Origin of the sequence: Demequina globuliformis, assembly GCF_000975155.1 — a bacterium.
Classification (GTDB): domain Bacteria; phylum Actinomycetota; class Actinomycetes; order Actinomycetales; family Demequinaceae; genus Demequina; species Demequina globuliformis.
The window spans coordinates 61758-87295 of record NZ_BBRG01000001.1; the positions used below are offsets into that span (position 1 = coordinate 61758).

Here is a 25538-nt window from a genome sequence, read left to right on the forward strand (position 1 = left end):
TTACGCGGCCGGGGCGTTCACGTCCTCGGGGAGCGCCTTCTTGGCGGTCTCCACGAGCGTCGCGAATGCGGCCTCGTCGCTAACGGCGAGCTCGGCGAGCATGCGACGGTCAACCTCGATCTCCGCAGCCTTGAGGCCCTGGATGAAGCGGTTGTAGGTCATGCCGTTGGCGCGAGCAGCGGCGTTGATGCGCTGGATCCACAGCTTGCGGAACTCGCCCTTACGAGCGCGACGGTCCCGGTAGCTGTAGACCATCGAGTGGGTGACCTGCTCCTTTGCCTTGCGGTAAAGGCGCGAGCGCTGGCCACGGTAGCCAGCTGCCCGCTCGAGGGTGCTGCGGCGCTTCTTCTGGGCGTTGACTGCCCGCTTGACGCGTGCCATGAGTTACTCCTTGCGTTAAACGGGCGTTACTTGCCCAGCAGCTTCTTGATCTTCTTCGAGTCGGCGTCGGACAGAATCGCGTCCTGTGCCACGCGGCGCTTGCGCGAGGAGGTCTTCTCCTCGAACTTGTGCACGTTCATTGCGTGAGCGTGCTTCACCTTGCCGGTGCCGGTGAGCTTGAAGCGCTTCTTGGCACCCGAGTGGGTCTTGTTCTTCGGCATGATCTGCCCTTTCTTGACATCAGGTCCGGCCTAGGCCGGACGCGTCTGTACCCGGCTTATTCGCCGGACGACTTCTTGGCGGCCTTAGCGGCTGCGCGTTCTTCACGCTCGGCCACCGCCGCGGCCTTCGCCGCGTCGCGCGCCTTGCGCTGCTCTTCCTTGGCTTCCGCCTTCTTCTTCAGCGGACCCAGAACGAGCGACATGTTGCGGCCCTCTTGCGAGGGCGCGTTCTCGACGACGCCGTACTCCTGGAGCTCGTCTGCCAGCTTCATCAGCAGGCGGCGGCCCATCTCGGGACGGGACTGCTCGCGACCGCGGAACATGATCGTGACCTTGACCTTGTCGCCGCCCTTAAGGAAGCGGATGACGTGGCCCTTCTTGGTCTCGTAGTCGTGCTCGTCGATCTTGAGACGGAATCGCATCTCTTTGATTTCCGTGTTGGCCTGGTTGCGCCGGGCCTCACGTGCCTTGACAGCCGCCTCGTACTTGAACTTTCCGTAGTCCATGAGCTTGACGACCGGGGGGCGCGAGTTCGGAGCGACCTCGACAAGGTCAAGCTCAGATTCCTGCGCCAGACGGAGCGCATCCTCGATGCGGACAATGCCGACCTGCTCGCCCTGCGGTCCAACCAAGCGGACCTCAGGAACGCGGATGCGATCGTTGATGCGGGGCTCGTTGATGAGTGGCTCCTTTTACGTGGACGTTGCGGTCTTAACTCCCCGGGCAAGGAAAAAGGCCCTCACCCGAACACGAGCGAAGGCCACCGTCACATCTTGATCAGGCACCCGCGGCTGCGAGTTCCCCACCAAGAGGTGGAACCCCGGCCCATCTGCTGGCCCTAGGGTGGGAGGTGGACTCCACTTGCGCGCCGGAAATTGTCTTCCCGGCCGGTCGACTCACAAGGATATCACGATGACTGACTCAACTCCCGCCAACGATCCCCTGGGCGCGGCTTCTGCCGACGCCGCCCGCGACATCGCGGACGTGACGGCGGTGGAACTTATCTCTACTGTAAGCGTTCATCTGTTGAGCGCCGCCGCGCTCCGGTGTGGATTGGCCGATGAAGGCGAGCAGCACCAGGATCTCGACGAGGCACGCACCCTCATCAACGCCCTGGCTGGTCTCATCACTGCCTCCGCCCCGGATTTGGGCGACACTCATGCCCGCGCACTGCGCGACGGGCTGCGAAGCGTACAGTTGGCGTTCCGGGAGGCTTCGGTCATTCCCGACGCACCGGGCGAAGGCCCGGGTGAGAAATACACGGGGGCCGTGAGCTAAATGGATCGAACTCCTCAGGAGACACCTTCCGAGGCCAGCGAAAGCGTTGGCAACGTTGGCGTACCCGAGGAGTCTGCCGAGTCGACTCAGGAACTCGCTCCGGTCCGGGATGAGCCCGACGGGTCACACGACGCAGAGCAAGACGCCACCGCCGGCTCTGCTGACCTCAAAGGCGGCAGCGGAACTCACCCCAAGGACAGCGACACCGGGCCTGTACGTGCACCATTGGGCACGGTGCCCATGACAGGCCCCATCCCTGTGGTCGGCGACGCCCTGCCCATCACCGGCGCGGTTCCCGTCATCCGGCCCATCTACCCCCCTAAACGCCGCCTGCCGTGGATCATCTCCACGGTTGCCCTCGCGCTCCTCGTTCTGGGCGGCGCGTACCTGGGCTGGAGAATGTACGAGGTCAATACTGAGTGGCAGGCATACGCCGCAGACCTCGAGGACGCCAACTACGAGCTGGGTTCCCAGATTGCCGTTGAGCAGGGAAACGTGATGGACAAACAGGCCGAGGTGGACCTGCTATCCGAGCAGCTGTCCACCTCGAATGACCGCTTGCTTGACCTCGCCGACGAGAAGGCGTCGGCCGTGGACGGCCAGGAGTTCAACGAACAGGTCATTGAGCAACTGCAGACCACGTTGAACCTCGGCACGGCCGCGACCGCCTCCCTCAACAGTTGCATCGACGGTCTCGAGCAGCTCAATGAGTACCTCGCCGCACCTGAGGACGAGTACGACCCGGAGGAAATCCAGGACTACGCGGACGGCGTCAACGAGCTATGCACCGACGCCAACTCGGCGACGTCCACCTTCCAGCGCTCGTTGACTGAGAGCACCACCGAATGAAGCGCCTCCTCGCCGCAGGACTCGCCGCTGCGCTGACGCTCGGCGGTTGCGCGGTCCTGCCCGCCTCTCCCGCACCCATGCCCACTGACTGGGTCCCAGAGCCCTCAGCCGAGCCCGAGCTCAACAACGTGGCGCTGTCCCCCGACGGCTTCAGCGCTGCACAACGCATGACGGTACGTGTGAGGAACATCGGCTGCGGCTCTGTCTCGACGGGCACAGGGTTCGCGCTCGACGCCTTCCACCTGGTGACGAACCGGCACGTGGTGTCGAACTCGCAGTCGGTCGAAGTCTCGACTCACGATGGCAGGTCCATCGACGTGGAGACCGCGTCAGTCACCACGGTGGCGGACATCGCGATCGTCACCACGGAGACGTCAATGGGAGGCGCGTTTGCGGTGCGGGCCGACGAGGACCCAGCCGCCGGTGACGCGATCACCGTCGTCGGCTACCCCAACGGGGGCCGCCTCACCACGACGACCGGCGTGGTGCTTGGCCCGGCTGAAGACCCGATTGGTGGGTCCGTCGGTACGGTCCTCGCGACCTCGGCCGTGGTGCAGCCGGGGTCCTCCGGTTCGCCCGTCCTTAACGAAGAGGGCGAAGTGGTGGGTGTCGTGTATGCGAAGAACGACTCTCACCAGAGCTTCATTGTCCCGGTCTCGACGCTCAACTCGCTGCTGGCACAGCCAAGTCTTCTGGTCCCCGAGCCTGCCGGCTGCCAGGGGTAGCGCGCTGCTTACGCCTGCGTGAGCTTCATTTCGACGCTGTCGACACGCTGCGCCACCACATCCGACTGGGCGAGTTCGCGCTGGACGCGCTCGAGGACCGCGTCAACCTCCGGACGGGTGAGTCCGGCCACCAGCGCCAACACCACGGCGACCTCGGCCCCCGCACCTGCTCGAACGGACACCGCCACGAGCGCACTGTCGAGGGTGACAGCATCCTGCACCGCGTCGACGATGTCGGGATGCACGGCCCCGTCCACCACGGCTGGTTTCCAGTCGTGGCCTTGACCAAGCGCCCATACCGCCGGCCGCGGGACGAGCACGGTCTCCATGCCTGGGTTGATGACGAGCGACGACCAGTTCTCGGCGATCGCGGCGAGTGCGGCGCGGGGGCCTTCTGCAGGAATCGGCCGAGCCTTGTCGTTCCACGCCTTGACGGCGTCGACGTCGGTGAAGACTGGCAGCGCGGCGCGCCCATCCGGCATCTGCACCGCGACCACACCTGTCGAGGCGACTGCGTCTTGCTCGAGCCCGTGCTCGCCCACAAAGCGCTGCTCCCCGGTAGCGAGCACAGGGATCAACACCCTGGCGTACGCCAGCGCGTCCACCACCTCAGCTAGCGGAGCATGTCCGTGCGAGTGGCGAATGAGCACCTGCGCGAGGCGGGCATCGGCCGTGCCGTCATCGTCAGAGAAGACGGACTCGGGAATCTCCTTCATGGGCTCATCACTCATGCCCCCGATGCTACGCGCCAGCAGTGACGCGGAGGCTACGGCCGGCCGGCGATGTCCAGGGCCTGCGGCAGGGTGAAGTTGCCGTTGTAAAGTGCCTTGCCCACGATCGCGCCCTCCACGCCGATTCCGGTGAGCTCTCGCAGCGCCGCAATGTCGTCCAGGCTCGAGATGCCTCCCGAGGCTACGACGGGACGGTCGGTGGCCTCGCATACCTGCCGCAGGAGCTCAACATTGGGCCCGGACAGCATTCCGTCTTTCTTCACGTCCGTGACGACGTAGCGCGCGCACCCCTCGGCATCCAGCCGCGCGAGGACGTCCCAGAGATCCCCGCCGTCGCGGGTCCAGCCGCGCCCGGAGAGGGTGGTGCCGCGAACGTCGAGGCCTACCGCGACGCGATCGCCGTGCTTGGCGATAGCCGCAGCGGTCCACTCAGGATTTTCCAGGGCCGCGGTCCCAATGTTGACGCGCGCGCATCCGGTGGCCAAGGCACGCTCGAGCGACTCGTCGTCGCGGATTCCACCGCTCATCTCCACCTTGATATCGACGCTCTTCACCACGCTCTCGAGCAGCGCAGCGTTCTCGCCACGCCCAAAGGCGGCGTCGAGGTCAACGAGGTGGATCCATTCGGCGCCGCCGTCGACCCAGTCCTGAGCCGCAGACAGTGGGTCGCCGTAACTGGTCTCGGAGCCAGCCTCCCCTTGCGTCAGGCGGACGGCCTGACCGTCGGCGACGTCAACAGCGGGCAGGAGTTCAAGGCGGTCAGCGGTGGTCATGGTCTCGCTTTCATGAGGGCCAACGTGGGGCGGCAACAGGGCCGATGCGCGTCCCAGGCTACCGGCACCGGCGACAGTACAGCGAAACATGGACAGTTCATCACTTCGTGTATTAACGTGTGCGCATGAGCACTGTTGACACTGCGCCCCCACATGGCGCCGGCCGCGTCGCGACCGCTGCCCATACTGCCGCCATGGCCCACCTGGGCCATGCGCTGTCCGACGCGACTCGGTCCGCGATCTTGTTGTCACTGCGCGATGGCGCCCAGTGCCCCGCCGACCTCGCTGAGGGTCTTGGCGTGAGCCGGCAGCGCATGTCCAACCATCTCGCGACGCTGCGCGGATGCGGGCTCGTTGAGGCCGAGCGAACGGGGCGCCATGCGCACTACAGGCTCGCGCACCTCGATGTCGCGGCGGCGCTCGACGCGATGCTGTCACTGGCCCTCGCCCTCGACCCCACCTGCTGCGACAACCAGGAGTGCACCTGCTGATGACAATGACGGCCCTCTCCCCCACCCGCTCCGCCCTGCTCAGGCGCCGCATCCGCTGGATCGTGGGTGCCACGATCGCCTACAACACTCTCGAAGCGATCATCGCTCTCAGCGCCGGAGCGGTCGCCTCCTCGAGCGCGCTCATAGGATTCGGGCTCGACTCCGTTGTCGAGGTAGGCTCCGCCGCCGCCGTCGCATGGCAGTTTTCCGCGCCCGACCCACGCAAGCGCGAGCACATCACGATGCGCATGATCGCCGTCGCTTTCTTTGCGCTTGCTGCCGTGGTGACGGCCGATGCCCTCCGCAGCCTGATCTTTGCCGCTCCGCCGGAGACCTCGACCGTTGGAATCTGGCTTGCTGCGGTGTCCCTCGCAATCATGCCCACGGTCGCCTGGTACGAACGCCGTACGGGAGAAGAGTTGGGATCCACGACCGCGATCGCCGACTCCCGTCAGCTCATCCTGTGCTCGTACCTGTCTGCGGCGCTGCTCGTCGGATTGCTGCTCAACTCGACCTTGGGCTGGTGGTGGGCAGACCCCATCGCGGCGATCGTGATCGCAGGCTTCGCCATCCGCGAGGGCCGCGAAGCGTGGAAGGGTGATGGCTGCTGCGCCACCTCAGGCGCGCTTCTCCACGCTGATGCGGAACCTGGCTGCGCCGACGACTGCTGCACTCCCGCTTAGCGCCCGCCGAGGGCATCGACAGACCCGGTCCCCCTCACTAGGGCGCGAACTCCATCGCGGAGTGTGACATGCCGCCTGGCGCACGGCAGTTACGAGCTGAGCGTCTGCACCCAATTTCGCAGCAACTGCAGCCCCGCCTCGCCTGACTTTTCCGGGTGAAACTGCGTGGCCTTCAACGCGCCGTTCTCGACGGCTGCGACGAACCTGTCTGATGCATCGGCCGTACCCGCGTGCGACCACGTCACCAACGGCGCTGCGAAGCGCCCCGTGTCTTCCGTGGTGCCCAGGGGGAACTCGCGCGCGGCGTACGAGTGCACAAAATAGAAGCGCTCGTTCTCCACGCCTGCGAACAACTCGGACCCCTCTGGCACCTCAACCGGCGCCCAGCCCATATTGGGGACGACGGCGCTGTGAAGTTTTTCGACCACGCCGGGCCACTGGTCAAGACCATCGGCCTCGCGACCGTGTTCGACTCCGCGCTCAAACATGACTTGGTGACCCACGCAGATACCGAGGACCGGCCGCCCACCGGACAGACGGCGACCCACAATCTGGTCGCCCCGGACCCGCTTGAGGCCTTCCATCACGGCCTCGAACGCCCCCACCCCAGGAACGACGAGCCCGTCAGCGTTCTCCGCGACCACTCGGTCGTCGGTGAGCACGACCCGTGCACCGACGTGCTCGAGCGCGCGAACGGCGGAGCGGACATTGCCAAATCCATAATCCAAGACAGTTACGAGAGGTTGTGCCACGACACCAGCCTAACGACAGCGTTAGGGTCAAAGGGACGGGGTCTCCCGCTACCAGGAGGTCGGCATGGACACTACGCAGGTTCTCATCATCGTGGCGGCAGTGGCACTCGTGCTCCTGCTCATCGTGATTGCTCTTCGCGTGAGCCGGTCCCGGAAGGTCAAGGCTATGTCGCCCGAGCAACGCGATCTGCATTATGCCCAGCGGGCACACAAGAAGCGCGTCGCAGAACTCAAGGGGGACTACAAGGCGGTCGAGAAGGACACCGAACGCGCCGTCAAGGAGGCGCGAACCCGCCTGAAGGACGCACTCGCGATCGGCTCAGACAAGGTGGATGCAGTGAAAGGCGTGGACGGCACCGTGACGCTCACGTCGACGACCCTCACGCTTCCCCACGGCGAACACGAACTCACATCCGACGTCACCGCGACGGCCACGACCGAGGGCTCCGCACCTGCGAGCGAGGGCGACGAGGACACGCGCCAGACAATACTCACCGTCACCCACGGCGGCGAGGCTACCGTGGTGCACTTCAAAGCCGACCAAGAAGACGCCGTGCGTGCCATGGCGGCCAAGATCAACTCAGCGGCCAGTCACGTGGACGAGGTACGTCGCCAGCGCGACGAGGCCACGGCGGAGGCGGAAGAAGCCATCTCGACCGCCAATGAACAAGCGACCGTACGGCTCAACGAGGCGCAGCGGGTCTACGATTCCGGAATCGCCGAATCAGAAGCGAAGGTCCGCGCGGCCGAGGACAAGGTACGCAAGACCCGCCTACGGTGACGGGCCCTCCAGGTCGATCGTCTAGGAGCCAGACCCGTCGGGGTTCGGGTCCGTCTCTCGCTTCATCTTTTCCATCGCCTTGTAGCGCTTCTTGGCGTCCTTGGCAGCCGACCTCAACTCCTTGAAGGCCTGCATCTTGCTCATGCGCGCCTCGAACACCTTGCCCGGGTGAGTCATGGCGAGCTCGTCCACCGTTTGCACACCGGTCATCAGCGTTTCCAACACCCCAGGGGCGTTGTCGAGCGCCAATCCTGGCGGTACCTTGCCGTGGTCCTCTCCTGCGAGCCACCGCGTGATGGTGATCTGCCCGGCACGGCGGTCCATCTGCAGCACCGGTTGCGTCTTCACGAACGCGGAGAGCGCCTGGCCGGCACGCGACGCACTCTCGGGGGACGTGTCATCCAGCATCACGAGCGCTCCCGCTGACGTCTCGATGCACCGTCCGCGGACCTCATTGAGCGAACACACCGCGGCGAGCAGGCGTCCATTGGCGACCGGGGTGAAGATCGCGCTCACGGCCTGCTCTACGTGGCGTCCGCTCTCCCCTTGCGGCGGCGCGGAGTCCAGGCCGGACAGGTCGTCAGGAATCTCGACGCCCTCGGGCAAGTCGTCGTGCTCGCCCGTCACAGCGCACCCTTGGTGGACGGGATCCCCTGAACCCTGGCATCGGCCGTCACCGCGAAGCGCAAAGCGCGAGCGAGCGCCTTGAACTGTGCCTCAACGATGTGGTGCGGGTCGCGGCCAGCCAGCACCCGCATGTGAACGCAGATGCCCGCGTGGTGTGCAATCGACTCAAGTGCGTGGCCCGTCAGCGAGCCGGCGTAATTGCCGCCGATGAGGTGCGTGGCCTGCCCCACTGGCTCACCTACGTGCACAAAGTAGGGCCGGCCGGACACATCGACCACGCACTGGGCGAGGGCCTCGTCGAGCGGCACCAAGGCGTCCCCAAAGCGGGAGATTCCCGCCTTCGTTCCCAACGCCTGCTTGAGCGCCTCCCCAATGCAAATCGCGACATCCTCCACCGTGTGGTGCGAGTCAATGTGAACATCGCCGGTCGCCTTAACCGTCAGGTCCATCAGCGAGTGCTTGCCGAGCGCCGTCAGCATGTGGTCGTAGAACGGCACTCCTGTGCTGATCTCCGTGATCCCGGAGCCGTCAAGATCGAGTTCGACCAGCACCTCCGACTCGCTCGTCTTGCGCTCGATGCGTCCCGTACGCGTGCCCGGGGCGGGTGCGTCGCTCATGCAGTGACCTCCATAAGTGCGCTGCGGAACAGCGCCATCTCCGTCGCGGTGCCGATTGACACACGCAGCCATCCTTCGGGCCCGGTCACGCGGATCAACACTCCCCGTGCCAAAAGCCCCTCAAACACCTTCTCACGGTCCTCGAACGGACCAAAGAGGCAGAAGTTCGCATCCGTCTCCGCGACCACATAGCCCTGCGCCCTGAGCCACTCGACGGTGTCGTCACGCTCGGCGCGAATCTCGTGCACCTGCGCTTGGAGCTCACGGTAATGGGCGAGCGCGGCGCGAGCGACGGCCTGCGTCACCGCACTCAGGTGGTACGGCAGGCGCACCACCCGCAGTGCATCCACGAGCGGCTCGTGCGCCACCAGATACCCCAGCCGACCGCCCGCGAGCGCGAACGCCTTCGACATGGTGCGGCTCACCGCAAGGTTGCGGTGCGTCGGGATCAATGTCGCGGCACTCGGGACACCGGAACGGCGGAACTCCGCGTACGCCTCATCGATGACGAGCACGCAGCCGCCCTCCACCTCCTCGGTGGCGGCATACAGCGCCCGCACCTCGTCGAGCGTCAGCGCCGTCCCGGTGGGGTTGTTCGGACTCGCGACGATCACCAGGGTGGGCTGCACCTGCCGGATCTGCTCAGTGGCGGCCTCGATGTCGATGGTGAAGTCCGCATTGCGGGGCACCGCGACGTACTCGGTCAGGCTGTCGCGCGCGTACTCCGGGTACATCGAATATGTGGGCGCGAAACTCATGATGGTCCGCCCAGGCCCACCGAAGGCCTGGTGGAGGTGCAGCATCACTTCGTTCGAGCCGTTCGCCGCCCAGATATTGCGAGCCTCAACAAAGTCCACGTGGCTCTCTGCAGCCAGGTAGCTTGCGAGGTCTTGACGCAACAACGTGAAGTCCCGGTCCGGGTAGCGGTTCAGCCCCTCGGAAGCCTTGCGCACGGCCTGTGCAATCGCGTCCACGACTACTGGCGGTGGCGCGTAGGGGTTCTCGTTGACATTGAGGCGCGCGGCGACCGCGAGTTGAGGGGCGCCGTAGGGCTCCAGCCCCGCGAGGTCGGGGCGCAGGGGCAAAGTCATGGTGGGCAGTCTAGTGGGGTGCGTGGAGCGGGCCGATGCCGGGGTTGCGCCGGGTGTCACCGGTCACCTTTACGGTGGGTGACATGACGGACAACTCGCCCGGCCCCGCTTCCGCGTTCGCCGACTCTTCTACGCCGGCCTCCGCGAGTGGCGAGGACCTTCGGGCCGACGGTGAAGCGGCGCTCAAGCGGCTCGTGGGGCGCGAGGACGCGCGCCTTCGAGAAGACCAGTGGCGAGCCATTGAGGCGCTCGTCGACCGCCACGCCCGTGCGCTCGTGGTGCAGCGCACTGGGTGGGGAAAGTCGGCCGTGTACTTTGTCGCGACTGCGCTGTTGCGCGCGCGTGGCGCTGGCCCCACCATCATCGTTTCTCCCCTGCTCGCCCTCATGCGCGACCAGATCGCGGCAGCCGGCCGCGCGGGCGTGGAGGCCGCCACGGTGAACTCGGCAAATGTGACGGAGTGGGACGACGTCCACGCATCCATCGCCGCCGGGGAGATCGACGTGCTGCTGTGTTCACCCGAACGGCTCAACAACCCCCAGTTCCGCGATGAGGTGTTGCCCCAGCTGGCCGCCAATGCCGGGCTAGTCGTGATCGATGAGGCCCACTGCATCTCCGACTGGGGTCACGACTTCCGGCCGGACTACCGCCGCATTCGCACGCTGCTGAGCGAGCTTCCTCACGGCATCCCGGTGTTGGCCACCACCGCGACTGCGAATGCGCGCGTGACAGCAGATGTTGCGGAGCAGCTCGGAGTCTCTCGCGAGGATGGCCTGTCTCGCGAGGATGTACTCGTGTTGCGCGGTGAACTCGATCGCGAGTCCCTGTCGCTCGGCGTGGTGCCCCTCCCAGACGCCGCGACTCGCATTGCGTGGCTCACGACGGCGCTGCCACAGATGGACGGGTCGGGGATCATTTACTGCCTGACCGTCTCCGCCGCGGAGGAAGTCGCGTCCCAGCTCCGGGGGGCAGGCATCGACGTCGCGTCCTACACGGGCAGGACCGAACCCACCGAGCGGGAGTCACTGGAAGAGGACCTCAAACACAATCGTGTCAAAGCCCTGGTGGCGACGTCTGCACTCGGGATGGGCTTCGACAAGCCCGACCTCGCATTCGTCATTCACGTAGGCGCGCCGTCGTCGCCCATCGCGTACTACCAACAGGTGGGTCGCGCGGGACGTGGCGTTGACCGAGCGGTCGTTGCGCTCCTTCCCGGGCCAGAGGACCAAGCAATCTGGGACTGGTTTGGCTCTCAGTCCTTTCCCGACGAGGACCAGGTACGCGCCGCACTAGGCGCGATGGACCCCGTCGCACCCATGTCCGTCATGGCACTGGAGACTCAGGTCGACCTGAGACGTGGCCGTCTTGAGGCGATGCTGAAGGTGTTAGACGTGGACGGTGCGGTGCGTCGCGTGAAAGGCGGGTGGGTCGCGACCGGCGCTGAATGGCACTATGACGCCGAGCGCTACGGGCGCGTTGCGCAGGCACGGCATGCAGAGCAACAGACCATGCTTGAGTACGAGTCGCTCACCGGGTGCCGTATGGCGTTCTTGCGCAGGGTCCTCGATGACCCCGACCTCGCTGACGACTGGGCCTGCGGCCGGTGCGACAACTGCGGTGCGCTCACGCTTCCCGGTGCGCCTACCTCAGAAGCAGTCACGGCGGCACGAGCAGACCTGGACCGAGTAGGCGTAGAGATCACGCCGCGACGCCAGTGGCCCAGTGGACTCGACCGCATGGGCGTGGACCTACGCGGAAAGATTTCATCCGGCGAACAGGCCGGACCAGGGCGCGCCATTGCGCGTCTGGACGGCCTGGGTTGGTCGGGGGCACTGCGCGAGCTTCTCGATACGCGCGATGCCGACGGCGCGGTGCCGGATGGGCCCACACCCGTCCTTTTACGCGGAGCCGCCACCCGGGTCCTCGACGAATGGGAGGACCTGTGGAGTGGATCCGGACTGACTCGCACCCGCACCATCGAGGCCGTCGTGGGCATCCGCTCGTTCACGCGACCCCAGCTACTCGAGCACCTTGCACCGGGCCTCGCACGGTACCTCGAGATCCCCTTTGCTGGTTGGCTCGGGGCGGCCCCCGGGCTTGAGGCGCCGGGACGTCACGACCTCAACTCCGCGCAAAGGCTCGCGGTCGTCTCGCGGCGCTTGGGAGTGGAAGAGTCGACGCGGGCCTCCCTCGGAGGACGCTCAGTACTCCTTGTTGACGACTACACCGACTCCGGATGGACCCTCACCGTGGGAGCGAGGCTACTGAGGCAGGCCGGTGCGCCCGCCGTGTACCCCTTCGTGTTGGGCGTGCGCTAGTTCTCGAGTCGCGCCTGGATCGCCTGTCCGTGCGCCGGGAGGTTCTCGGCATTGGCGAGCGCAATGACCTTGTGACCGATCGCGCTCAGCGCATCGGCGCTGTAGTTGATCGTCGACACCGCTTTTAAGAAACTGTGCGCGCCCAAGCCGGAAGCGAAGCGTGCCGTCCCTCCCGTGGGAAGAACGTGGTTCGACCCGGCCATGTAGTCACCCAGCGGCACAGGACTGTACGGACCCACAAAGATCGCTCCCGCGTTGCGGATGCGCGCCGCCACGGCGTCGGCGTCGCGCGTGTGAATCTCAAGGTGTTCCGCACCATAGGCGTCCGCTACCTGGATCGACTGCTCAAGGGAACCGGTCAGGATGATCGCGCTCTGACGCCCCGACAGTGCTTCCTTGGTGCGTGCCAAGTGCGTCGTCGCGTCGACGAGGCCCAGCAGCTCCGTCTCCACGGCATCGGCCAGTTCCTGCGAATCCGTGATGAGCACGGACCCCGCCATGGGGTCGTGCTCCGCCTGGCTCAACAGGTCTGCGGCAACGAAACGCGCGTGTGCAGAGTCGTCCGCGATGATGGCGATCTCCGTTGGGCCTGCCTCGGAGTCGATGCCCACCACGCCGTTGACCGCGCGCTTAGCCGCGGCGACGTAGACGTTCCCTGGCCCAGTGACGACGTCGACGGGATCGCACAGGCCCTCGACCCCATACGCGAGCATGCCGATCGAGTGAGCGCCGCCAACGGCGTACACCTCGTCAATCCCCAAGAGTGCGCACGCGGCCAAGATTGTTGGGTGCGGCTGGCCGCCGAACTCCCGCTGCGGTGGCGTAGTGACCGCGATGGACTCCACTCCTGCCGCCTGCGCCGCGACTACGTTCATGACGACCGAGCTGGGGTACACAGCGAGCCCGCCCGGGACATACAGGCCTACGCGGCCCACAGGGATCCAACGCTGGCTCAGCATTGCGCCGGGCGCTACCTCTAGCTCAACCGCCGGCGGCACCGTCGCTTCGTGGAAGGCGCGCACGCGCACAATGGCTTCCCGCAGCGCATCGACCACCGCAGAGTCGAGGGTGTCCAAAGCGGCTTCGATGTCCGCCGCGGGAACCCGCAGGTGCTCAGGGTTGACGCCGTCGAACCTCTCGCCGTACTCGCGTAGCGCCGCTTCGCCACGCTCCCGCACGTCTGCGAGCATCGGCTCAACGACGGTGAGCGCGTGGCTCACGTCGACATCCGCGCGGGGCACGATGTCGAGAAGTTCACGGGCGCTCGGGGTGGACTCACGGAGATCGATGCGGCTCAACACACTCGCGAGTCTAGTGTCCCCTCCGCCCGTCTTCCCCTGGCCGTACATACACGGCGGGGTTCTGAGCCTTGGGAGGTCCTGGCCGTCACTTCTCGTCGGCGTGTTCCGCCTGCGCGGGATTCTAGTCGTCCAGATAGCGCCTGACCGTGTCGCGAATCGGCTCGATCAAGGTGTAGATCTCTTCAAGGCTGTCGATGGGGACACGGGTCTCGTTCTTGTTCTCATCGAATACGCCCACATACTTCTGACTCTTGTTGTTAAACCACAAGCGAGCGATTGGGCGTCGGTTATTGTCATCGAGAAGAATCGCGAAGTAGCTCTTCGCGTCTCGGTGAGCGATCCGCTGTGGCTTAACCTCGCTGCATGCGATCGCCTTCACAATTTGGTACCCCTCGAGTTCCTCGAGCGTAGTTTCAATGTCAGAGGCCGTATCCAGATCTCCTTCGGCAACGGCCTGACTGGTCACCGCCTCGGCACTGTGGCCGTCTGGCACGGCGCCCGCAGACTCGGCGGCCGTTCCCCCGCCAGCCCGCAATGCTGTCTTCAGTCGATCATTCACCCGTTCGTTGGTGTACTGCACAAGCGCCTTAGCGACAAGGCCGCTGAACTGTGCTCGAACATCCTGAGTTAGACGGCCCTCATACACCTGTGACGCGAAGTGCTTGACAAAAGCTTCGGAGGGCTCGCGAAACTCCGCAGATACCGCCCGCTTCAGAGCACCCACATACTTCAGCTCCTCTGCCGCGTTAATCACCGAGGTCAGGTCGAAGGAATCCTTGGTCAGCTTCCTCAACTCAGGGACCAACGTCGGGTCGATGTCGAGCATATCCAACACGAGGAAAGGCCGATCATCCATCTTGTTTGGGCTGTCAAGGTCAGTGTAGAAGTTGTATACCTGCCCGTTCGTTAGAACCGCAATGCGCGCGTTGGTCACCGAGAAATAGCGGAAAAGCTGTGAAGCGTGCTCAATTTTCAACGGACCCGTGGTGGGCTTGCACTCAATGAGCATTTGAATCTCACCATCGCGAAGCACCGCATAGTCGACTTTCTCGCCGCGCTTCGTCCCCACATCAGCAGTGAACTCCGGTACCACTTCGAGCGGATTGAAGACGTCATAGCCGAGGACTGACGCGATGAAGGGCATTACAAAAGCGTTCTTCGTGGCCTCCTCAGTCTCGATTGCGTGCTTCTGTTCGCCAATTTTCTTTGCGAGTGCAGCGATGCGCTCTTCGAAGTCCATTCCATACTCCCTCAACGTCGGTATCCAGGACCATACCGTTGACGTGGTCGGCCAGGCAGCAGGACACAGGGGATAGACCAAAACGTTGAACTGTCGCAGAGGCCCTGAACAGGATTGCTACAGTGGCCCGATGCAGACCTTGTGACTCGCTCAGCGCACCGCCGCGCCGACCATTTCCACTCACAGAACAGGACTGCCATGACCCATCTCCCCCTGTCCGGACGGACCGCACTGGTCACCGGAGTTTCCCGCCGGCGAGGCATTGGCTACGCCGTCGCGTCACGACTACTCAAGGACGGCGCCTCCGTCTTTGTGCAACACCACCGTCCCCACGACGAGGCACTGCCGTGGGGCGGCGACGACATCGAGGCGCTGGTCGGCGAACTGTCGGCGATCGCCACCCCGGGCGCACGCGTGGGCCACGTTCCCGCAGACCTCAGCGACCCCGAGGCGCCACACGCCCTCGTGACGCGCGCCGCGACGCTCACGGGCACGCTGGACATCTTGGTGTGCAACCAAGCCAAGAGCGGCGACGACGGCTCCATCCACGACATGACCGCACAGCGCCTGAGCGCCATGTGGGACGTCAACACGCGCGCAACACTCCTAATGACGAGCGCCTTCGCCGCACTTCACGGTGGCGAGGCAGCTTCGGCACGCCCGGGAGACCGTGCGGACCGTCAACCGCTCGTGGCGCCAACGGGACGGGTGGTCTGGATGACGTCGGGCCAGGGCGACGGGCCGATGCCCGGTGAGGTCGCATATGCGGCGTCCAAGGCCGCGCTCGCGGGGGTGACCGCGACGGTGGCTGCCGAGCTGCTGGATCTTGGCATCATCCTCAACACCATCAATCCCGGCCCGGTCAACACGGGGTACCTCGACGCCGACTCCACCGACCGCGACTTGGGGCCGATCGACGAGTGGCGGCAACGCACACCATTCGGGCGATTTGGCGAGCCAGCAGACCCCGCGAACCTCATCGCGTGGCTGGTCTCAGATGAGGGCGCATGGGTGGCCGGTCAGGTCTTGAAGTCTGACGGCGGGCTCAGCCTGTTCTAGCAGCACCGCACGCTTGTGGCACCGCACACTTGTGGTACCTCGCGCTTGAGGCACCTTGCGACTGGTCCGCCTCGGACATCCCCAGAAACCGACGGCCAGGAGCCGCCGACCCCTCAATCCCCGCCGAGTATGTTCGGCCAGGCGGAAAGGGCGGGCGGCTAGGTCGCGAGGCAGCTAGGACCGAAGGCAGCCTTCAAGTCGCCATACAGCGCGGACGAGCGCGAGACCCTGAACTCGTCCCCGAGCCGCATCGTGATCGAGTCGCCCGCTCCGGTGAGCACCATTCGCACCTCGATGTTGCCGGGGTTAGCCGCGAGGATGGATTTCAGTTCTTCCACGAGCGCGGCGTTGACGCGCGTGGCCGGCAACGTGATCACCAACGGAGACGTGTCTTGCACCTGGAGGTTCGGCACGCGCACGTCGACGGCAGAAAACTGCAGGCCGCCATCGCCGCGTTCACGGGCCCTGACCTTGATCGCCAACACCGCGTCGTCAGTCAGATCGCGCGCGTAGGTCTCGTAGGTCTTCCCGAAGAATGAAATCTCAGTCTCTCCGGTCAGGTCCTCGAGGGTCACAATCGCGTAGGCGTTGCCGGACTTCGCGACACGACGGTCAACCCGGGTCAACAGGCCCGCGAACGAGACTTGCGATCCGTCGGCCACACCTGCGGCGGGCGTTGCATTGAGAATCTGATGCGACGCTTCAGAGCGGATGATGTGGTCGAGCCCCGACAGGGGGTGGTCAGAGACATACAGACCAAGCATGTCGCGTTCCAAGTTGAGTTTGGTCTTCTTGTCCCACTCTTCAAGGTCGGGGACGGACACCGTGACTCCCCCGCCCAACTCGTCGTCGCCGCCAAACAGATCGAACTGACCGGTCGCCTCTTGGCGCTTCACGCCCACCACCGAGTCGATGGCCTGCTCGTGGATCGCGTTCAGGGACCGGCGCGAGTGACCGAGCGAATCGAACGCTCCTGCCTTGATGAGCGAGTCGATGGTGCGCTTGTTGCACACCTGCGCGGGCACCTTGTCGAGGAAGTCCTGGAACGAGGTAAACGCACCCTTGTCGGTGCGCGCTTTGATGATGCCCTCCACGACGTTCGTGCCGACGTTACGCACGGCAGAAAGCCCAAAGCGCACATCGGTGCCGACTGCGGAGAAGAACGCAATGGACTCGTTGACGTCCGGCGGCAGCACCGTGATGCCCATGCGGCGACACTCTGCGAGATACATCGCGGACTTGTCCTTGTCCGCGCCTACCGAGGTCAGCAGTGCTGCCATGAACTCGGTGGGATAGTGCGCCTTCAGGTAGGCGGTCCAGAAGGACAACACTCCATAAGCGGCGGTGTGCGCCTTGTTGAACGCGTAATCCGCGAAGGGCAACAAGGTGTCCCACAGTGCCTTGATGGCAGCGTCGGAGTACCCGTTGGCCTTCATCCCGGCTTCGAAGGGCTCGAACTCCTTGTCGAGGATCTCCTTCTTCTTCTTGCCCATCGCGCGTCGCAACAGGTCTGCGGCTCCGAGGGTGTAGCCGGCCACGATCTGTGCGATGCGCTGGACCTGCTCCTGGTAGACGATGAGCCCATAGGTGATGCCCAGCACCTCGCGGAGCGGCTCGTCCAGTTCCGGGTGAATGGGCGCGATGGGTTGGCGGCCGTTCTTGCGCTCCGCATAGTTGGTGTGCGAGTTCATGCCCATAGGACCGGGCCGGTACAGGGCCAGGACTGCGGAGATGTCTTCGAATGTGTCCGGCTTCATCTGGCGCAGTAGCTGGCGCATCGCGTTGCCATCAAGTTGGAAGACGCCCAGGGTGTCGCCGCGTCCCAGGAGCTCGAAGGTCTCCTTGTCCTCGAGCGGGAGTTCCTCGAGCACCAGCGGGGCCTTGCCGTTGTGCTCGATGTTGTACAGCGCGTCGTCAAGGATCGTGAGGTTGCGCAGCCCCAGGAAGTCCATCTTGACCAGCCCCAGGCCCTCGCAGGTGGGGTAGTCGAACTGGGTGATCACCGCGCCGTCCTGCTCGCGACGCATGATGGGGATGATGTCGATGAGCGGGTCCGAGGACATGATCACGCCGGCCGCGTGCACGCCCCACTGCCGCTTGAGTCCCTCGAGACCTTGCGCGAGTTCAAAGACCTGTTGGGCTTCGGGATCCGCCTCCAAGAGAGCACGGAAGTCCTGGCCTTCGTGGTGCCGCGCGTGCTTGGGATCGGTGATGCCGATAAGCGGCATGTCCTTGCCCATGATCGCCTCGGGGTATGCCTTCGTCAGCTGCTCACCCACCGCGAACGGCTTGCCAAGCACACGAGCGGCATCTTTGAGCGCCTGCTTGGCCTTGATGGTGCCGTAGGTCGCGATCATCGCGACCTTCTCCTCGCCGTACTTATCGCTGACGTAGCGGATCACTTCGGAGCGCCTGCGCTCGTCGAAGTCAATATCGAAGTCGGGCTTGGACTCACGTTCGGGGTTGAGGAAGCGCTCGAAGTACAGCTGATGGACGATGGGGTCGATGTCGGTGATCTTCATCGCGTACGCGGCCATCGATCCCGCACCGGATCCACGTCCGGGCCCCACGCGGATGCCGTTGTCCTTCGCCCACTGAATGAAGTCGGCGACCACCAGGAAGTAGCCCGGGTAGCCCTTGCCGGCGATGACCTCGATCTCGAAGTTTGCGCGCTCTTGCACCTCCGCGGGAATGGTCTCCCCGAAGCGCTCGTGCAGTCCCTTCTGCACTTCCTTCACGAACCACGAGTGCTCGTCTTCGCCCTCGGGCACGTCGTAGACCGGCATGTAGTCGGCCTTGGTGTTGAACTCGACCTCGCACTTTTCTGCGATCTCGAGCGTGGAGTCGCAGGCCTCCGGTAGCTCCCGCCACAGCTCCCGCATCTCAGCGGCGGACTTGAGGTAGTAGCCGTTGCCGTTGAACGCGAAGCGCTTGCCGCCCTGGTCATAGGTGGGCTCGTTGAGGTTGGAGCCCGACTGCACGCACAGCAGTGCCTCGTGAGCGACAGAGTCGTCCTTGCGCACGTAGTGCGAGTCATTGGTCGCGACCAGTGGCGCCCCTAGTTGGTGGGCTAGGCGCAGGAGATCCTCGCGCACGCGCTTTTCAAGGTGGAGGTCGTGGTCCATCAACTCCACGTAGAAGTTCTCCGCGCCAAAGATGTCCTGGAACTCGCCGGCCGCCCGCAGGGCTTCGTCGTATTGACCCAGCCGCAGGCGCGTTTGGACCTCTCCTGACGGGCACCCGGTGGTCGCGATGATCCCATCGGAGTACCGCTGCAGGAGGTCGCGGTCCATGCGGGGCTTGTGGAAGTGACCCTCGAGCGAGGCGTAGGAGGACATGCGGAACAAGTTGTGCATGCCGGCGGTGTTTTGGGCCCACATGGTCATGTGGGTGTAGGCGCCGTTGGCAGAGACGTCGTCCTTCTCCTGGCCGCGTTCGCCCCACTTCACGCGCGTCTTGTCCTGCCGCGCGGTTCCTGGCGTGAGATATGCCTCGACACCGATGATCGGCTTCACACCGTGCTGTTGGCCCTTGGCCCAGAAGTCGTACGCGCCAAAGATGTAGCCGTGGTCCGTGGTCGCGATGGCTGTCTGACCCAGTTCCTTCGCGTGCGTGAAGAGGTCGTCGAGCCGAGCCGCGCCATCCAGCATCGAGTATTCGGTGTGGACGTGGAGGTGCACAAAATCGCTGCCGGGCATGGCCACGATTCTAGGGCCGTCCACCGACATGGCAGCCCGACAACCGGCACTCGGAACCGATTGGGGGACCGACACGCCCGCGACCGTCGGCCTTCACCCGCCGCGACCGGCGTGTCGCCCCATCCGTGGCGCGAACTGTCCAGGGGGTGAGCCTGAGACAATGACGAGGTGAGTCAGTCCCCGTCCCGTCCTCGTCGCGCGCGCCGCGAGCGCGACCCGCACCGGCGCATCGGCCCTCGTGAACTCGAGGCGGCCGCCCAGGCGCGCCGGGACGTGACGCTCGCCCCCCTCACGTACCCGCCTGAGTTGCCTGTGTCCTCCAGCAGGGAAGACATTGCTGCCGCGATTCGCGACCACCAGGTCGTGATCGTGGCGGGCGAGACGGGATCCGGCAAGACCACCCAGTTGCCTAAGATCTGCCTCGAACTCGGCCGGGGCCGCGAGGGACAAATTGGCCACACGCAGCCCCGCCGCATCGCCGCGCGTTCCGTCGCCGAGCGCATCGCGGAGGAACTGGGGACCACCCTCGGTGACATCGTCGGCTACCAGGTGCGCTTCACCGACGAATCCTCAAGCACCACCCTCGTCAAAGTGATGACGGACGGCATCCTGCTCGCTCAGATTCAGCGCGACCCTGACCTACGTGCGTACGACACGCTGATCATCGACGAGGCCCACGAACGTAGCCTCAACATTGACTTCATGCTCGGGTATCTCACAAACCTGCTCCCCCGCCGCCCCGACCTCAAAGTCATCATCACGTCAGCGACTATTGACTCGCAGCGCTTTGCACGTCACTTCGCGCCAGGAGGTCCGCTTCCGCCATTACCAGCGGATGCGGCCGATCCTGGGGCAGGTTCCGCATCTGCGTCACCGGATACTGACGGCCAGGAGCCCGCTGGGGAGGATTCCCCGCCGAGCATGTTCGGCCAGGGGGAAGGGGCGAGGACGGCGCCGGTCGTCGAGGTCACCGGGCGCACCTTCCCGGTTGACATTCGCTACCGGCCCCTTGCTGGCGAAAGCCGCGGCGATGAGGTCGACCAGGTGACGGGCATCGTGTCCGCCTGCGATGAGCTCATGGCCGAGGGGCCGGGTGACATCCTGGTCTTCCTGTCAGGCGAGCGCGAGATCCGCGACGCGGCCGACGCTCTCGAGGGTCACCTGGGTCCGCGAGCGCGCGACCTCAAGCACCCACGGGCCGTCGAGATCATCCCGCTCTACAGTCGCCTCAGCGCCGCAGAGCAGCACCGTGTCTTTGAGCGTCACTCCACCCGTCGCATCGTCCTGGCCACCAATGTTGCGGAGACGTCGCTGACGGTCCCTGGCATCCACTATGTGGTGGACCCTGGCACAGCCCGCATCTCCCGCTACTCGAAAGCGACCAAAGTCCAACGGTTGCCCATCGAGCCCATTTCTCGCGCGAGCGCCAATCAACGTTCGGGCCGCGCCGGTCGCATCGCGGACGGTATCGCCATCCGCCTGTACAGCGAAGAGGACTTCGAGGGTCGTCCCGCCTTCACGGAGCCGGAGATCCTTCGCACGTCGCTCGCGTCCGTGCTCCTTCAGATGATCGCCGTCGGCGTGGTGTCCTCCCCTGACGACGTCGCGGCGTTCCCCTTTGTCGAGCCGCCGGACACGCGGGCCATCCGCGACGGCGTGAATCTGCTGACGGAGCTGGGCGCGATCGAGGTCCGCGACGGCGCCACGACGCTGACGTCAACGGGCCGGTCACTCTCGCGTCTCCCGATGGATCCGCGGGCCGCGCGCATGGTCGTCGAAGGTGCCCGCCACGGCGTTGCGCACGAGGTGGCCATCATCGCGGCCGCCCTCAGTATTCAGGACCCGCGGGAGCGCCCCGCAGAGCACCGCGAAAATGCGGACGCCCTTCACGGGCGTTTTGCGGACCCGACCTCTGACCTGTTGAGTTACCTCAACCTGTGGGAGCACCTGCGTGATCGCCGCGAGGCACTGTCCGGCAACGCCTTCCGCCGGGAGGTGAAGGGCGAGTTCCTCAATTACCTGCGCATCCGCGAGTGGCAGGACGTGGTCACACAGATTCGACAGACCGCCAAGCCGCTGGGCATCACCATGAAGCGCCACGAGCCTCAGGCTGCCGAGGCTGACAAAGCGACCGCGGTGCGCTACGTGTGGAACGAGGAGGCCATCCATCGATCCGTCCTCGCTGGCCTCCTCAGCCAAATCGGTATGCAGGTCACACACGACCCCAAGGCGTCCGACTTCACCCACCTGCGTGGCGGCGCACGCGAGGCCGCGATACGGCGCGCCAAGAAGGCGGGCCGCAACGAGTACCTAGGCTCACGGGGCGCACGGTTTGCCATCTTCCCCGGCTCTGCGCTGTCGAAGAAGCCGCCGTCCTTCGTCATGGCGGCGGAGCTTGTCGAGACCTCTCGGCTGTGGGCCCGTGACGTCGCCGCGATCAAGCCGGAGTGGGCGGAGGAGCTCGCCGGGGCACTCGTGAAGAAGACGTACTCCGAGCCCGTGTGGTCCGCCAAGCGCGGCGCAGCGGTCGCCACGGAGAAGGTGCTTCTGCACGGCGTGCCCATCGTGACTGATCGCGTGGTGCTGTGGGGCCACACCCATCGGGAGGAGGCGCGCGAGCTGTTCATTCGCCATGCCCTTGTAGCCGGCGAGTGGCGCACCCACCACCACTTTTGGCGCGACAACCAGCGAATGCTGGCGCAGGCAGAGGAGCTCGAGGCGCGGACTCGCTCACGCGGCCTGATGGTCGACGAGGACACCCTGTTCGACTTTTACGACGAGCGCATCCCTGACTCGATCGTGGCGCAGCGCCACTTCGATCGGTGGTGGAAGGACACGCGACGGCACGACCCGGATCTCCTCACGTTCTCCATGGCAGATGTCGCGCCAGCCCACGAGGAGGTCGATACCTCCGCGTTCCCCGACCGGTGGCCCCAGGGAGACCTGTCGCTGCGCTTGACCTATCAGTTTGAGCCAGGCACGGCGGCCGATGGCGTCACCGTGCACATTCCTGTCGAGGTGCTGGCGCGCGTGGTGCCCGACGGCTTTGACTGGTTGGTCCCCGGGATGGCGGATGACCTTGCGACAGGCACCATTCGCGCGCTTCCCAAAACCGTGCGCCGGCTCCTTGTGCCCGCGCCCGACACGGCCAGGGAGGTGGTGTCGTGGCTGGAGCGCGAGACTCCTACCTGGGAGGACCGCGCACGCGCGGCAGACATGGCCGAGCCGTACTCCGTGGCGTTCACTCGAGCCGTCCGAGCCATCCGCGAGGTCGAGATTCCCGACAGCGCGTGGGAGGAAGCGGCTTCGCGTCTCTCTCCACACCTGCAGGTGACGTTCAAGGTCGAGGACGGCACGACCACGCTGGGAGAGTCCACCTCCTTGCTCGCGCTCCAACGCCGCCTGGCACCTGAGGCCCAGGCGGCTGTCGCCGCCGCAGTCGCCACCCCCGCTGGGGTCGCACACCGGCGCGCGGCGGGCGGCGCCGATGAGAGGAACCGCGAGCACCGGGCCGATGCCAACGCACCCCACGCACGGGGCTCACGGACCGTGGCCGGTGACCTGGAAAAGACGGGACTGACGTCGTGGCCTGTGCTCGGCTCGGAGGCGGCTTCGCACGCCGAAGCCCTGCCGCGGGAGGTGACAGTTCAGGTGCACGGCGCGACCGTGCGCGGCTATCCGGCGCTCGTGGCCGAGTCCGACGCCGTGTCGCTACGCATCCTCGCCGACGCCTCACAGGTAGAAGGGACTCACCGGGAGGGCGTGCGCGCCCTGCTGCTGAGTGAACTCGCGCTGCCAACCAAACGGATCACGACCCGATGGTCGACGCAGGATGCCATGAACCTGGGAGCATCCCCCTATCCGTCGACTGATGCGCTCGTCACCGACCTTCATCGCGCCGCGCTGGTGCGGTTGACCAGCGGCGACCACGATGTCTCGCGGGTGACCACGAAGGCCGACTACGAGCAGGTGCGTGCGCGCGTGCGCGATGCCCTCGAGAGCGAGGTCCATGCTGTCGCTACCGTGGCGTCGGCCGCCTTGGCCGCCCACCGCGAACTGGAACGCGACATCTCCCACGCGAACTCCTTCGCATTGCTTGCGACGGCCACCGACCTGCGCGCCACCACGGGCGCGCTCATCACCGATGGCTTTATCTCCCGGACTCCGCCGCTGTGGCTCGGCCACCTGGAGCGCTATCAACGCGCCGGCAGCGCACGCCTGTCTAAAGCCTCAACGGACCCTCACCGCGACGCCGTGCTGGCCGGTCAGGTGCGCGACGTGGAAGACACCGTCAAGGGCGCACTGGAAGCGTACGAGCGTGGCCGGCCTGACCCTCAGCGCGCCGCGCGGCTGGAGCGGGCGAGGTGGCTTGTCGAGGAACTCCGCGTCTCGCTGTTCGCCCAATCTCTTGGCACGAGCGAACCCGTGAGCGCGAAGCGCATTCTGAAAGAACTGGCATGACACGGTCCTCGGCCTCGACGCGCGGGTCGAAGGCTGTGGCGCCTGGCTGGCTGCAATGGCTCGAGACCCTGACGGCCATGGCGGGCCTTGGGGTGGCGGCGTGGGCGTGGTTGACGAGCACCGGCGGCGTGATCCATAGCCACCCCGCCTACTTGGTGTTGCTCGTCGCCACCGCAGGGGTCTCGCTCATGGCGTGCACGGTGCCGCTCATGCGCGGCCGGCGGCCGTCAAAGCGGGGTTGGCCACGCGCGTTCCGGGTGTGCGGTGCGATTCTCGCCGTCGCGTGGGTCGCGTTGATGGCTTGGCTGCGCCCCTTCAGCGCGATCGAGCCCGCGCTGGAAGCCATGCGGTCGGACGCGGCCGTGTCCGTCACGGAATCGGCCACCACCATCACCTTGACGCCCGCGGCATCGACCGCAGGCACGGGTGTGCTCTTCCACCCTGGCGCGTTGGTCGACCCACGAGCCTACGCCGCGGTGTTGCGCCCGCTCGCGGAGGCCGGCCACACAGTGATCATCACCAAGGATCCACTAGGAATCGCCTTCCTCAACACCGGCGCGCTTGATGACGCCCGGGGCTCCCACCCCGACGTCGCCCAATGGGTCGCGGGCGGTCACTCTCTTGGCGGAGTGGTGGCATCGATCGAGGCTGACCGCGACGATTCCCTGACAGCCGCTCCTGCGACGGGGCTACTGCTTTTCGCGTCGTATCCCGCGGCCGACCTCTCACGCACGCTCACCGCGAGCGTCGAGTCCATCTCCGGCACCGAGGACGGGCTGTCCACGCCCACCGCGATCCAGAACTCACGCGGCGATCTGCCGGCCGCCACCGACTTCACGATCATTGACGGCGCGAGCCATGCGCAGTTCGGTGACTATGGCCCGCAGCCCGGCGACGGGGTGGCCACGATCACCGACGATGAGGCTCGGGCGCGCATCAGCGACGCGGCCGTGACCTTCGTCAACGCTCAGTGAGGTCCTTGTACGCGTCCCTATGCCAGATGCCCTCGTCGAGATAACGCGGCCCATGGATCGTGTAGCCGAGTCGTTCGTAGAACGCGATGGCACTCTCTTGAGCCGACAATTCGACGCGAACTGACTGGGCTACGGCGTGACGCCGCAGCGCCTCACCCTCAAGCGCCTCCATCAACGCCCGTCCGGCGCCCGTTCCCCGAAGGCGAGCGGTGACCGCCAGGCGCCCAATGTGGACGGTACCGGGGTCCATGGAACCGTGACCGGTCCCCTCACCGTGGGCGGTGTCCGTGTGCGGCGCAAGGAGGCGACCCGCACCGCTAGGGACCCCGTTATCGTCGTAGGCGACCAGATGCACGGTGCGCGGGTCGTCGTCCAAGGCATCCCGTTCGCCTTCAGGCGACACGCCCTGCTCACCGACAAAGACGGCGAACCGCACCGCCATCGCGTCCTCGAGCTGCGCCGCATCCGCGACGGTCACAATCCTCAC

23 protein-coding genes are annotated in these 25538 nt (G+C 65.7%); 10 read left to right on the forward strand and 13 right to left on the reverse strand.

Annotated elements, in window-relative coordinates; all coding sequences use genetic code 11:
• From rplT to infC, 3 genes are read right to left on the reverse strand one after another with little or no spacing between them, the layout of a single operon-like run.
• Positions 1-381 carry a 50S ribosomal protein L20 gene (gene rplT / locus AOP75_RS00270; protein WP_062076402.1) on the reverse strand — a complete coding sequence of 127 codons (381 nt, stop codon included), beginning with the start codon at positions 379-381 and terminating at the stop codon, positions 1-3.
• Positions 382-407: 26 nt separating this feature from the next.
• Entirely contained in the window at positions 408-602 is a 195-nt protein-coding gene (rpmI, locus tag AOP75_RS00275) for a 50S ribosomal protein L35 (RefSeq protein ID WP_062076403.1), read from the reverse strand.
• 56 nt (positions 603-658) lie between these two features.
• Positions 659-1234 carry a translation initiation factor IF-3 gene (infC, locus tag AOP75_RS00280; protein WP_236683042.1) on the reverse strand — a complete coding sequence of 192 codons (576 nt, stop codon included), beginning with the start codon at positions 1232-1234 and terminating at the stop codon, positions 659-661.
• Positions 1235-1514: 280 nt separating this feature from the next.
• Here infC and AOP75_RS00285 point away from each other — a divergent pair, with 280 nt between their 5' ends.
• The 3 genes from AOP75_RS00285 to AOP75_RS00295 are packed head-to-tail and all read left to right on the forward strand — an operon-like array spanning position 1515 to position 3454.
• Positions 1515-1880, forward strand: a complete 366-nt coding sequence (locus tag AOP75_RS00285) for a DUF1844 domain-containing protein (protein WP_062076405.1) — start codon at positions 1515-1517, stop codon at positions 1878-1880.
• Complete coding sequence (locus AOP75_RS00290) at positions 1881-2729, forward strand: hypothetical protein (protein WP_062076406.1); 849 nt, start codon at positions 1881-1883, stop codon at positions 2727-2729. It begins immediately after the preceding gene.
• Positions 2726-3454, forward strand: a complete 729-nt coding sequence (locus tag AOP75_RS00295) for a S1 family peptidase (RefSeq protein ID WP_062076407.1) — start codon at positions 2726-2728, stop codon at positions 3452-3454. The genes AOP75_RS00290 and AOP75_RS00295 overlap by 4 nt, the downstream gene beginning before the upstream one ends.
• Positions 3455-3462: 8 nt before the next feature.
• Here the strand turns inward: AOP75_RS00295 and AOP75_RS00300 are convergent, their stop codons facing one another.
• Together AOP75_RS00300 and priA are read right to left on the reverse strand one after the other, a co-directional pair.
• Positions 3463-4185 carry an SseB family protein gene (locus AOP75_RS00300; RefSeq protein WP_062076408.1) on the reverse strand — a complete coding sequence of 241 codons (723 nt, stop codon included), beginning with the start codon at positions 4183-4185 and terminating at the stop codon, positions 3463-3465.
• Between the two features lie 35 nt (positions 4186-4220).
• Entirely contained in the window at positions 4221-4958 is a 738-nt protein-coding gene (gene priA / locus AOP75_RS00305) for a bifunctional 1-(5-phosphoribosyl)-5-((5-phosphoribosylamino)methylideneamino)imidazole-4-carboxamide isomerase/phosphoribosylanthranilate isomerase PriA (RefSeq protein WP_062076409.1), read from the reverse strand.
• Between the two features lie 125 nt (positions 4959-5083).
• Between priA and AOP75_RS00310 the strand changes: the two genes are divergently transcribed.
• Both AOP75_RS00310 and AOP75_RS00315 read left to right on the forward strand, forming a co-directional pair.
• A complete protein-coding gene (locus AOP75_RS00310) occupies positions 5084-5449 on the forward strand; it encodes an ArsR/SmtB family transcription factor (protein WP_062076410.1) in 366 nt (121 codons plus the stop codon).
• Positions 5449-6132 (forward strand): cation efflux transmembrane domain-containing protein, encoded by a 684-nt coding sequence (locus tag AOP75_RS00315; RefSeq protein ID WP_062076411.1) that lies wholly within the window; start codon positions 5449-5451, stop codon positions 6130-6132. Before AOP75_RS00310 ends, AOP75_RS00315 begins: the two co-directional genes overlap by 1 nt.
• A gap of 89 nt (positions 6133-6221) precedes the next feature.
• Here the strand turns inward: AOP75_RS00315 and hisH are convergent, their stop codons facing one another.
• Positions 6222-6884 carry an imidazole glycerol phosphate synthase subunit HisH gene (gene hisH / locus AOP75_RS00320; protein WP_062076412.1) on the reverse strand — a complete coding sequence of 221 codons (663 nt, stop codon included), beginning with the start codon at positions 6882-6884 and terminating at the stop codon, positions 6222-6224.
• Positions 6885-6948: 64 nt separating this feature from the next.
• Here hisH and AOP75_RS00325 point away from each other — a divergent pair, with 64 nt between their 5' ends.
• Positions 6949-7665, forward strand: coding sequence for a hypothetical protein (locus AOP75_RS00325; RefSeq protein ID WP_062076413.1), 717 nt, complete (start codon positions 6949-6951; stop codon positions 7663-7665).
• A 21-nt stretch (positions 7666-7686) separates the two neighbouring features.
• On the opposite strand, the gene AOP75_RS00330 is transcribed toward AOP75_RS00325, so the two are convergent.
• The 3 genes from AOP75_RS00330 to AOP75_RS00340 are packed head-to-tail and all read right to left on the reverse strand — an operon-like array spanning position 7687 to position 10000.
• Positions 7687-8292 carry a hypothetical protein gene (locus AOP75_RS00330; RefSeq protein WP_062076414.1) on the reverse strand — a complete coding sequence of 202 codons (606 nt, stop codon included), beginning with the start codon at positions 8290-8292 and terminating at the stop codon, positions 7687-7689.
• The gene (hisB, locus tag AOP75_RS00335) at positions 8289-8909 is read right to left on the reverse strand and encodes an imidazoleglycerol-phosphate dehydratase HisB (RefSeq protein ID WP_062076415.1); all 621 of its coding nucleotides are present in this window, start codon (positions 8907-8909) and stop codon (positions 8289-8291) included. Before hisB ends, AOP75_RS00330 begins: the two co-directional genes overlap by 4 nt.
• On the reverse strand, positions 8906-10000 hold the full coding sequence (locus tag AOP75_RS00340; RefSeq protein ID WP_062076416.1) for a histidinol-phosphate transaminase: 1095 nt from the start codon (positions 9998-10000) through the stop codon (positions 8906-8908). Before AOP75_RS00340 ends, hisB begins: the two co-directional genes overlap by 4 nt.
• An 83-nt stretch (positions 10001-10083) precedes the next feature.
• Here AOP75_RS00340 and AOP75_RS00345 point away from each other — a divergent pair, with 83 nt between their 5' ends.
• Positions 10084-12318 (forward strand): RecQ family ATP-dependent DNA helicase, encoded by a 2235-nt coding sequence (locus tag AOP75_RS00345; RefSeq protein WP_062078236.1) that lies wholly within the window; start codon positions 10084-10086, stop codon positions 12316-12318.
• Here the strand turns inward: AOP75_RS00345 and hisD are convergent.
• The gene (gene hisD, locus AOP75_RS00350) at positions 12315-13619 is read right to left on the reverse strand and encodes a histidinol dehydrogenase (protein WP_062078238.1); all 1305 of its coding nucleotides are present in this window, start codon (positions 13617-13619) and stop codon (positions 12315-12317) included. The two genes, AOP75_RS00345 and hisD, sit on opposite strands and share 4 nt — an antisense overlap.
• Positions 13620-13740: 121 nt before the next feature.
• Complete coding sequence (locus AOP75_RS00355) at positions 13741-14859, reverse strand: type I restriction endonuclease (protein WP_062076417.1); 1119 nt, start codon at positions 14857-14859, stop codon at positions 13741-13743.
• Positions 14860-15057: 198 nt separating this feature from the next.
• On the opposite strand from AOP75_RS00355, the gene AOP75_RS00360 reads away from it, so the two are divergent.
• Positions 15058-15918 (forward strand): SDR family oxidoreductase, encoded by an 861-nt coding sequence (locus tag AOP75_RS00360; protein WP_062076418.1) that lies wholly within the window; start codon positions 15058-15060, stop codon positions 15916-15918.
• 158 nt (positions 15919-16076) lie between these two features.
• Here AOP75_RS00360 and dnaE read toward each other — a convergent pair whose 3' ends face one another.
• Positions 16077-19616: a DNA polymerase III subunit alpha gene (gene dnaE / locus AOP75_RS00365; RefSeq protein WP_236683043.1), complete on the reverse strand. Its 3540-nt coding sequence runs from the start codon at positions 19614-19616 to the stop codon at positions 16077-16079.
• Positions 19617-19784: 168 nt separating this feature from the next.
• Here dnaE and AOP75_RS00370 point away from each other — a divergent pair, with 168 nt between their 5' ends.
• Together AOP75_RS00370 and AOP75_RS00375 are read left to right on the forward strand one after the other, a co-directional pair.
• A complete protein-coding gene (locus AOP75_RS00370) occupies positions 19785-24077 on the forward strand; it encodes a DUF3418 domain-containing protein (protein WP_083966578.1) in 4293 nt (1430 codons plus the stop codon).
• Positions 24074-25051 carry an alpha/beta hydrolase gene (locus AOP75_RS00375; protein ID WP_062076420.1) on the forward strand — a complete coding sequence of 326 codons (978 nt, stop codon included), beginning with the start codon at positions 24074-24076 and terminating at the stop codon, positions 25049-25051. Before AOP75_RS00370 ends, AOP75_RS00375 begins: the two co-directional genes overlap by 4 nt.
• Here the strand turns inward: AOP75_RS00375 and AOP75_RS00380 are convergent.
• A complete protein-coding gene (locus AOP75_RS00380; RefSeq protein ID WP_236683044.1) occupies positions 25038-25538 on the reverse strand; it encodes a GNAT family N-acetyltransferase in 501 nt (166 codons plus the stop codon). The two genes, AOP75_RS00375 and AOP75_RS00380, sit on opposite strands and share 14 nt — an antisense overlap.

Bases quoted from the DNA above. Each gene is read 5' to 3' on its own strand.
- rplT (WP_062076402.1), bottom strand. From the start codon at position 381: ATGGCACGCGTCAAGCGGGCAGTCAACGCCCAGAAGAAGCGCCGCAGC.
- rpmI (WP_062076403.1), bottom strand. From the start codon at position 602: ATGCCGAAGAACAAGACCCACTCGGGTGCCAAGAAGCGCTTCAAGCTC.
- AOP75_RS00285 (WP_062076405.1), top strand. From the start codon at position 1,515: ATGACTGACTCAACTCCCGCCAACGATCCCCTGGGCGCGGCTTCTGCC.
- AOP75_RS00290 (WP_062076406.1), top strand. From the start codon at position 1,881: ATGGATCGAACTCCTCAGGAGACACCTTCCGAGGCCAGCGAAAGCGTT.
- AOP75_RS00295 (WP_062076407.1), top strand. From the start codon at position 2,726: ATGAAGCGCCTCCTCGCCGCAGGACTCGCCGCTGCGCTGACGCTCGGC.
- AOP75_RS00300 (WP_062076408.1), bottom strand. From the start codon at position 4,185: ATGAGTGATGAGCCCATGAAGGAGATTCCCGAGTCCGTCTTCTCTGAC.
- priA (WP_062076409.1), bottom strand. From the start codon at position 4,958: ATGACCACCGCTGACCGCCTTGAACTCCTGCCCGCTGTTGACGTCGCC.
- AOP75_RS00310 (WP_062076410.1), top strand. From the start codon at position 5,084: ATGAGCACTGTTGACACTGCGCCCCCACATGGCGCCGGCCGCGTCGCG.
- AOP75_RS00315 (WP_062076411.1), top strand. From the start codon at position 5,449: ATGACAATGACGGCCCTCTCCCCCACCCGCTCCGCCCTGCTCAGGCGC.
- AOP75_RS00325 (WP_062076413.1), top strand. From the start codon at position 6,949: ATGGACACTACGCAGGTTCTCATCATCGTGGCGGCAGTGGCACTCGTG.
- hisB (WP_062076415.1), bottom strand. From the start codon at position 8,909: ATGAGCGACGCACCCGCCCCGGGCACGCGTACGGGACGCATCGAGCGC.
- AOP75_RS00340 (WP_062076416.1), bottom strand. From the start codon at position 10,000: ATGACTTTGCCCCTGCGCCCCGACCTCGCGGGGCTGGAGCCCTACGGC.
- AOP75_RS00345 (WP_062078236.1), top strand. From the start codon at position 10,084: ATGACGGACAACTCGCCCGGCCCCGCTTCCGCGTTCGCCGACTCTTCT.
- AOP75_RS00355 (WP_062076417.1), bottom strand. From the start codon at position 14,859: ATGGACTTCGAAGAGCGCATCGCTGCACTCGCAAAGAAAATTGGCGAA.
- AOP75_RS00360 (WP_062076418.1), top strand. From the start codon at position 15,058: ATGACCCATCTCCCCCTGTCCGGACGGACCGCACTGGTCACCGGAGTT.
- dnaE (WP_236683043.1), bottom strand. From the start codon at position 19,616: ATGCCCGGCAGCGATTTTGTGCACCTCCACGTCCACACCGAATACTCG.
- AOP75_RS00375 (WP_062076420.1), top strand. From the start codon at position 24,074: ATGACACGGTCCTCGGCCTCGACGCGCGGGTCGAAGGCTGTGGCGCCT.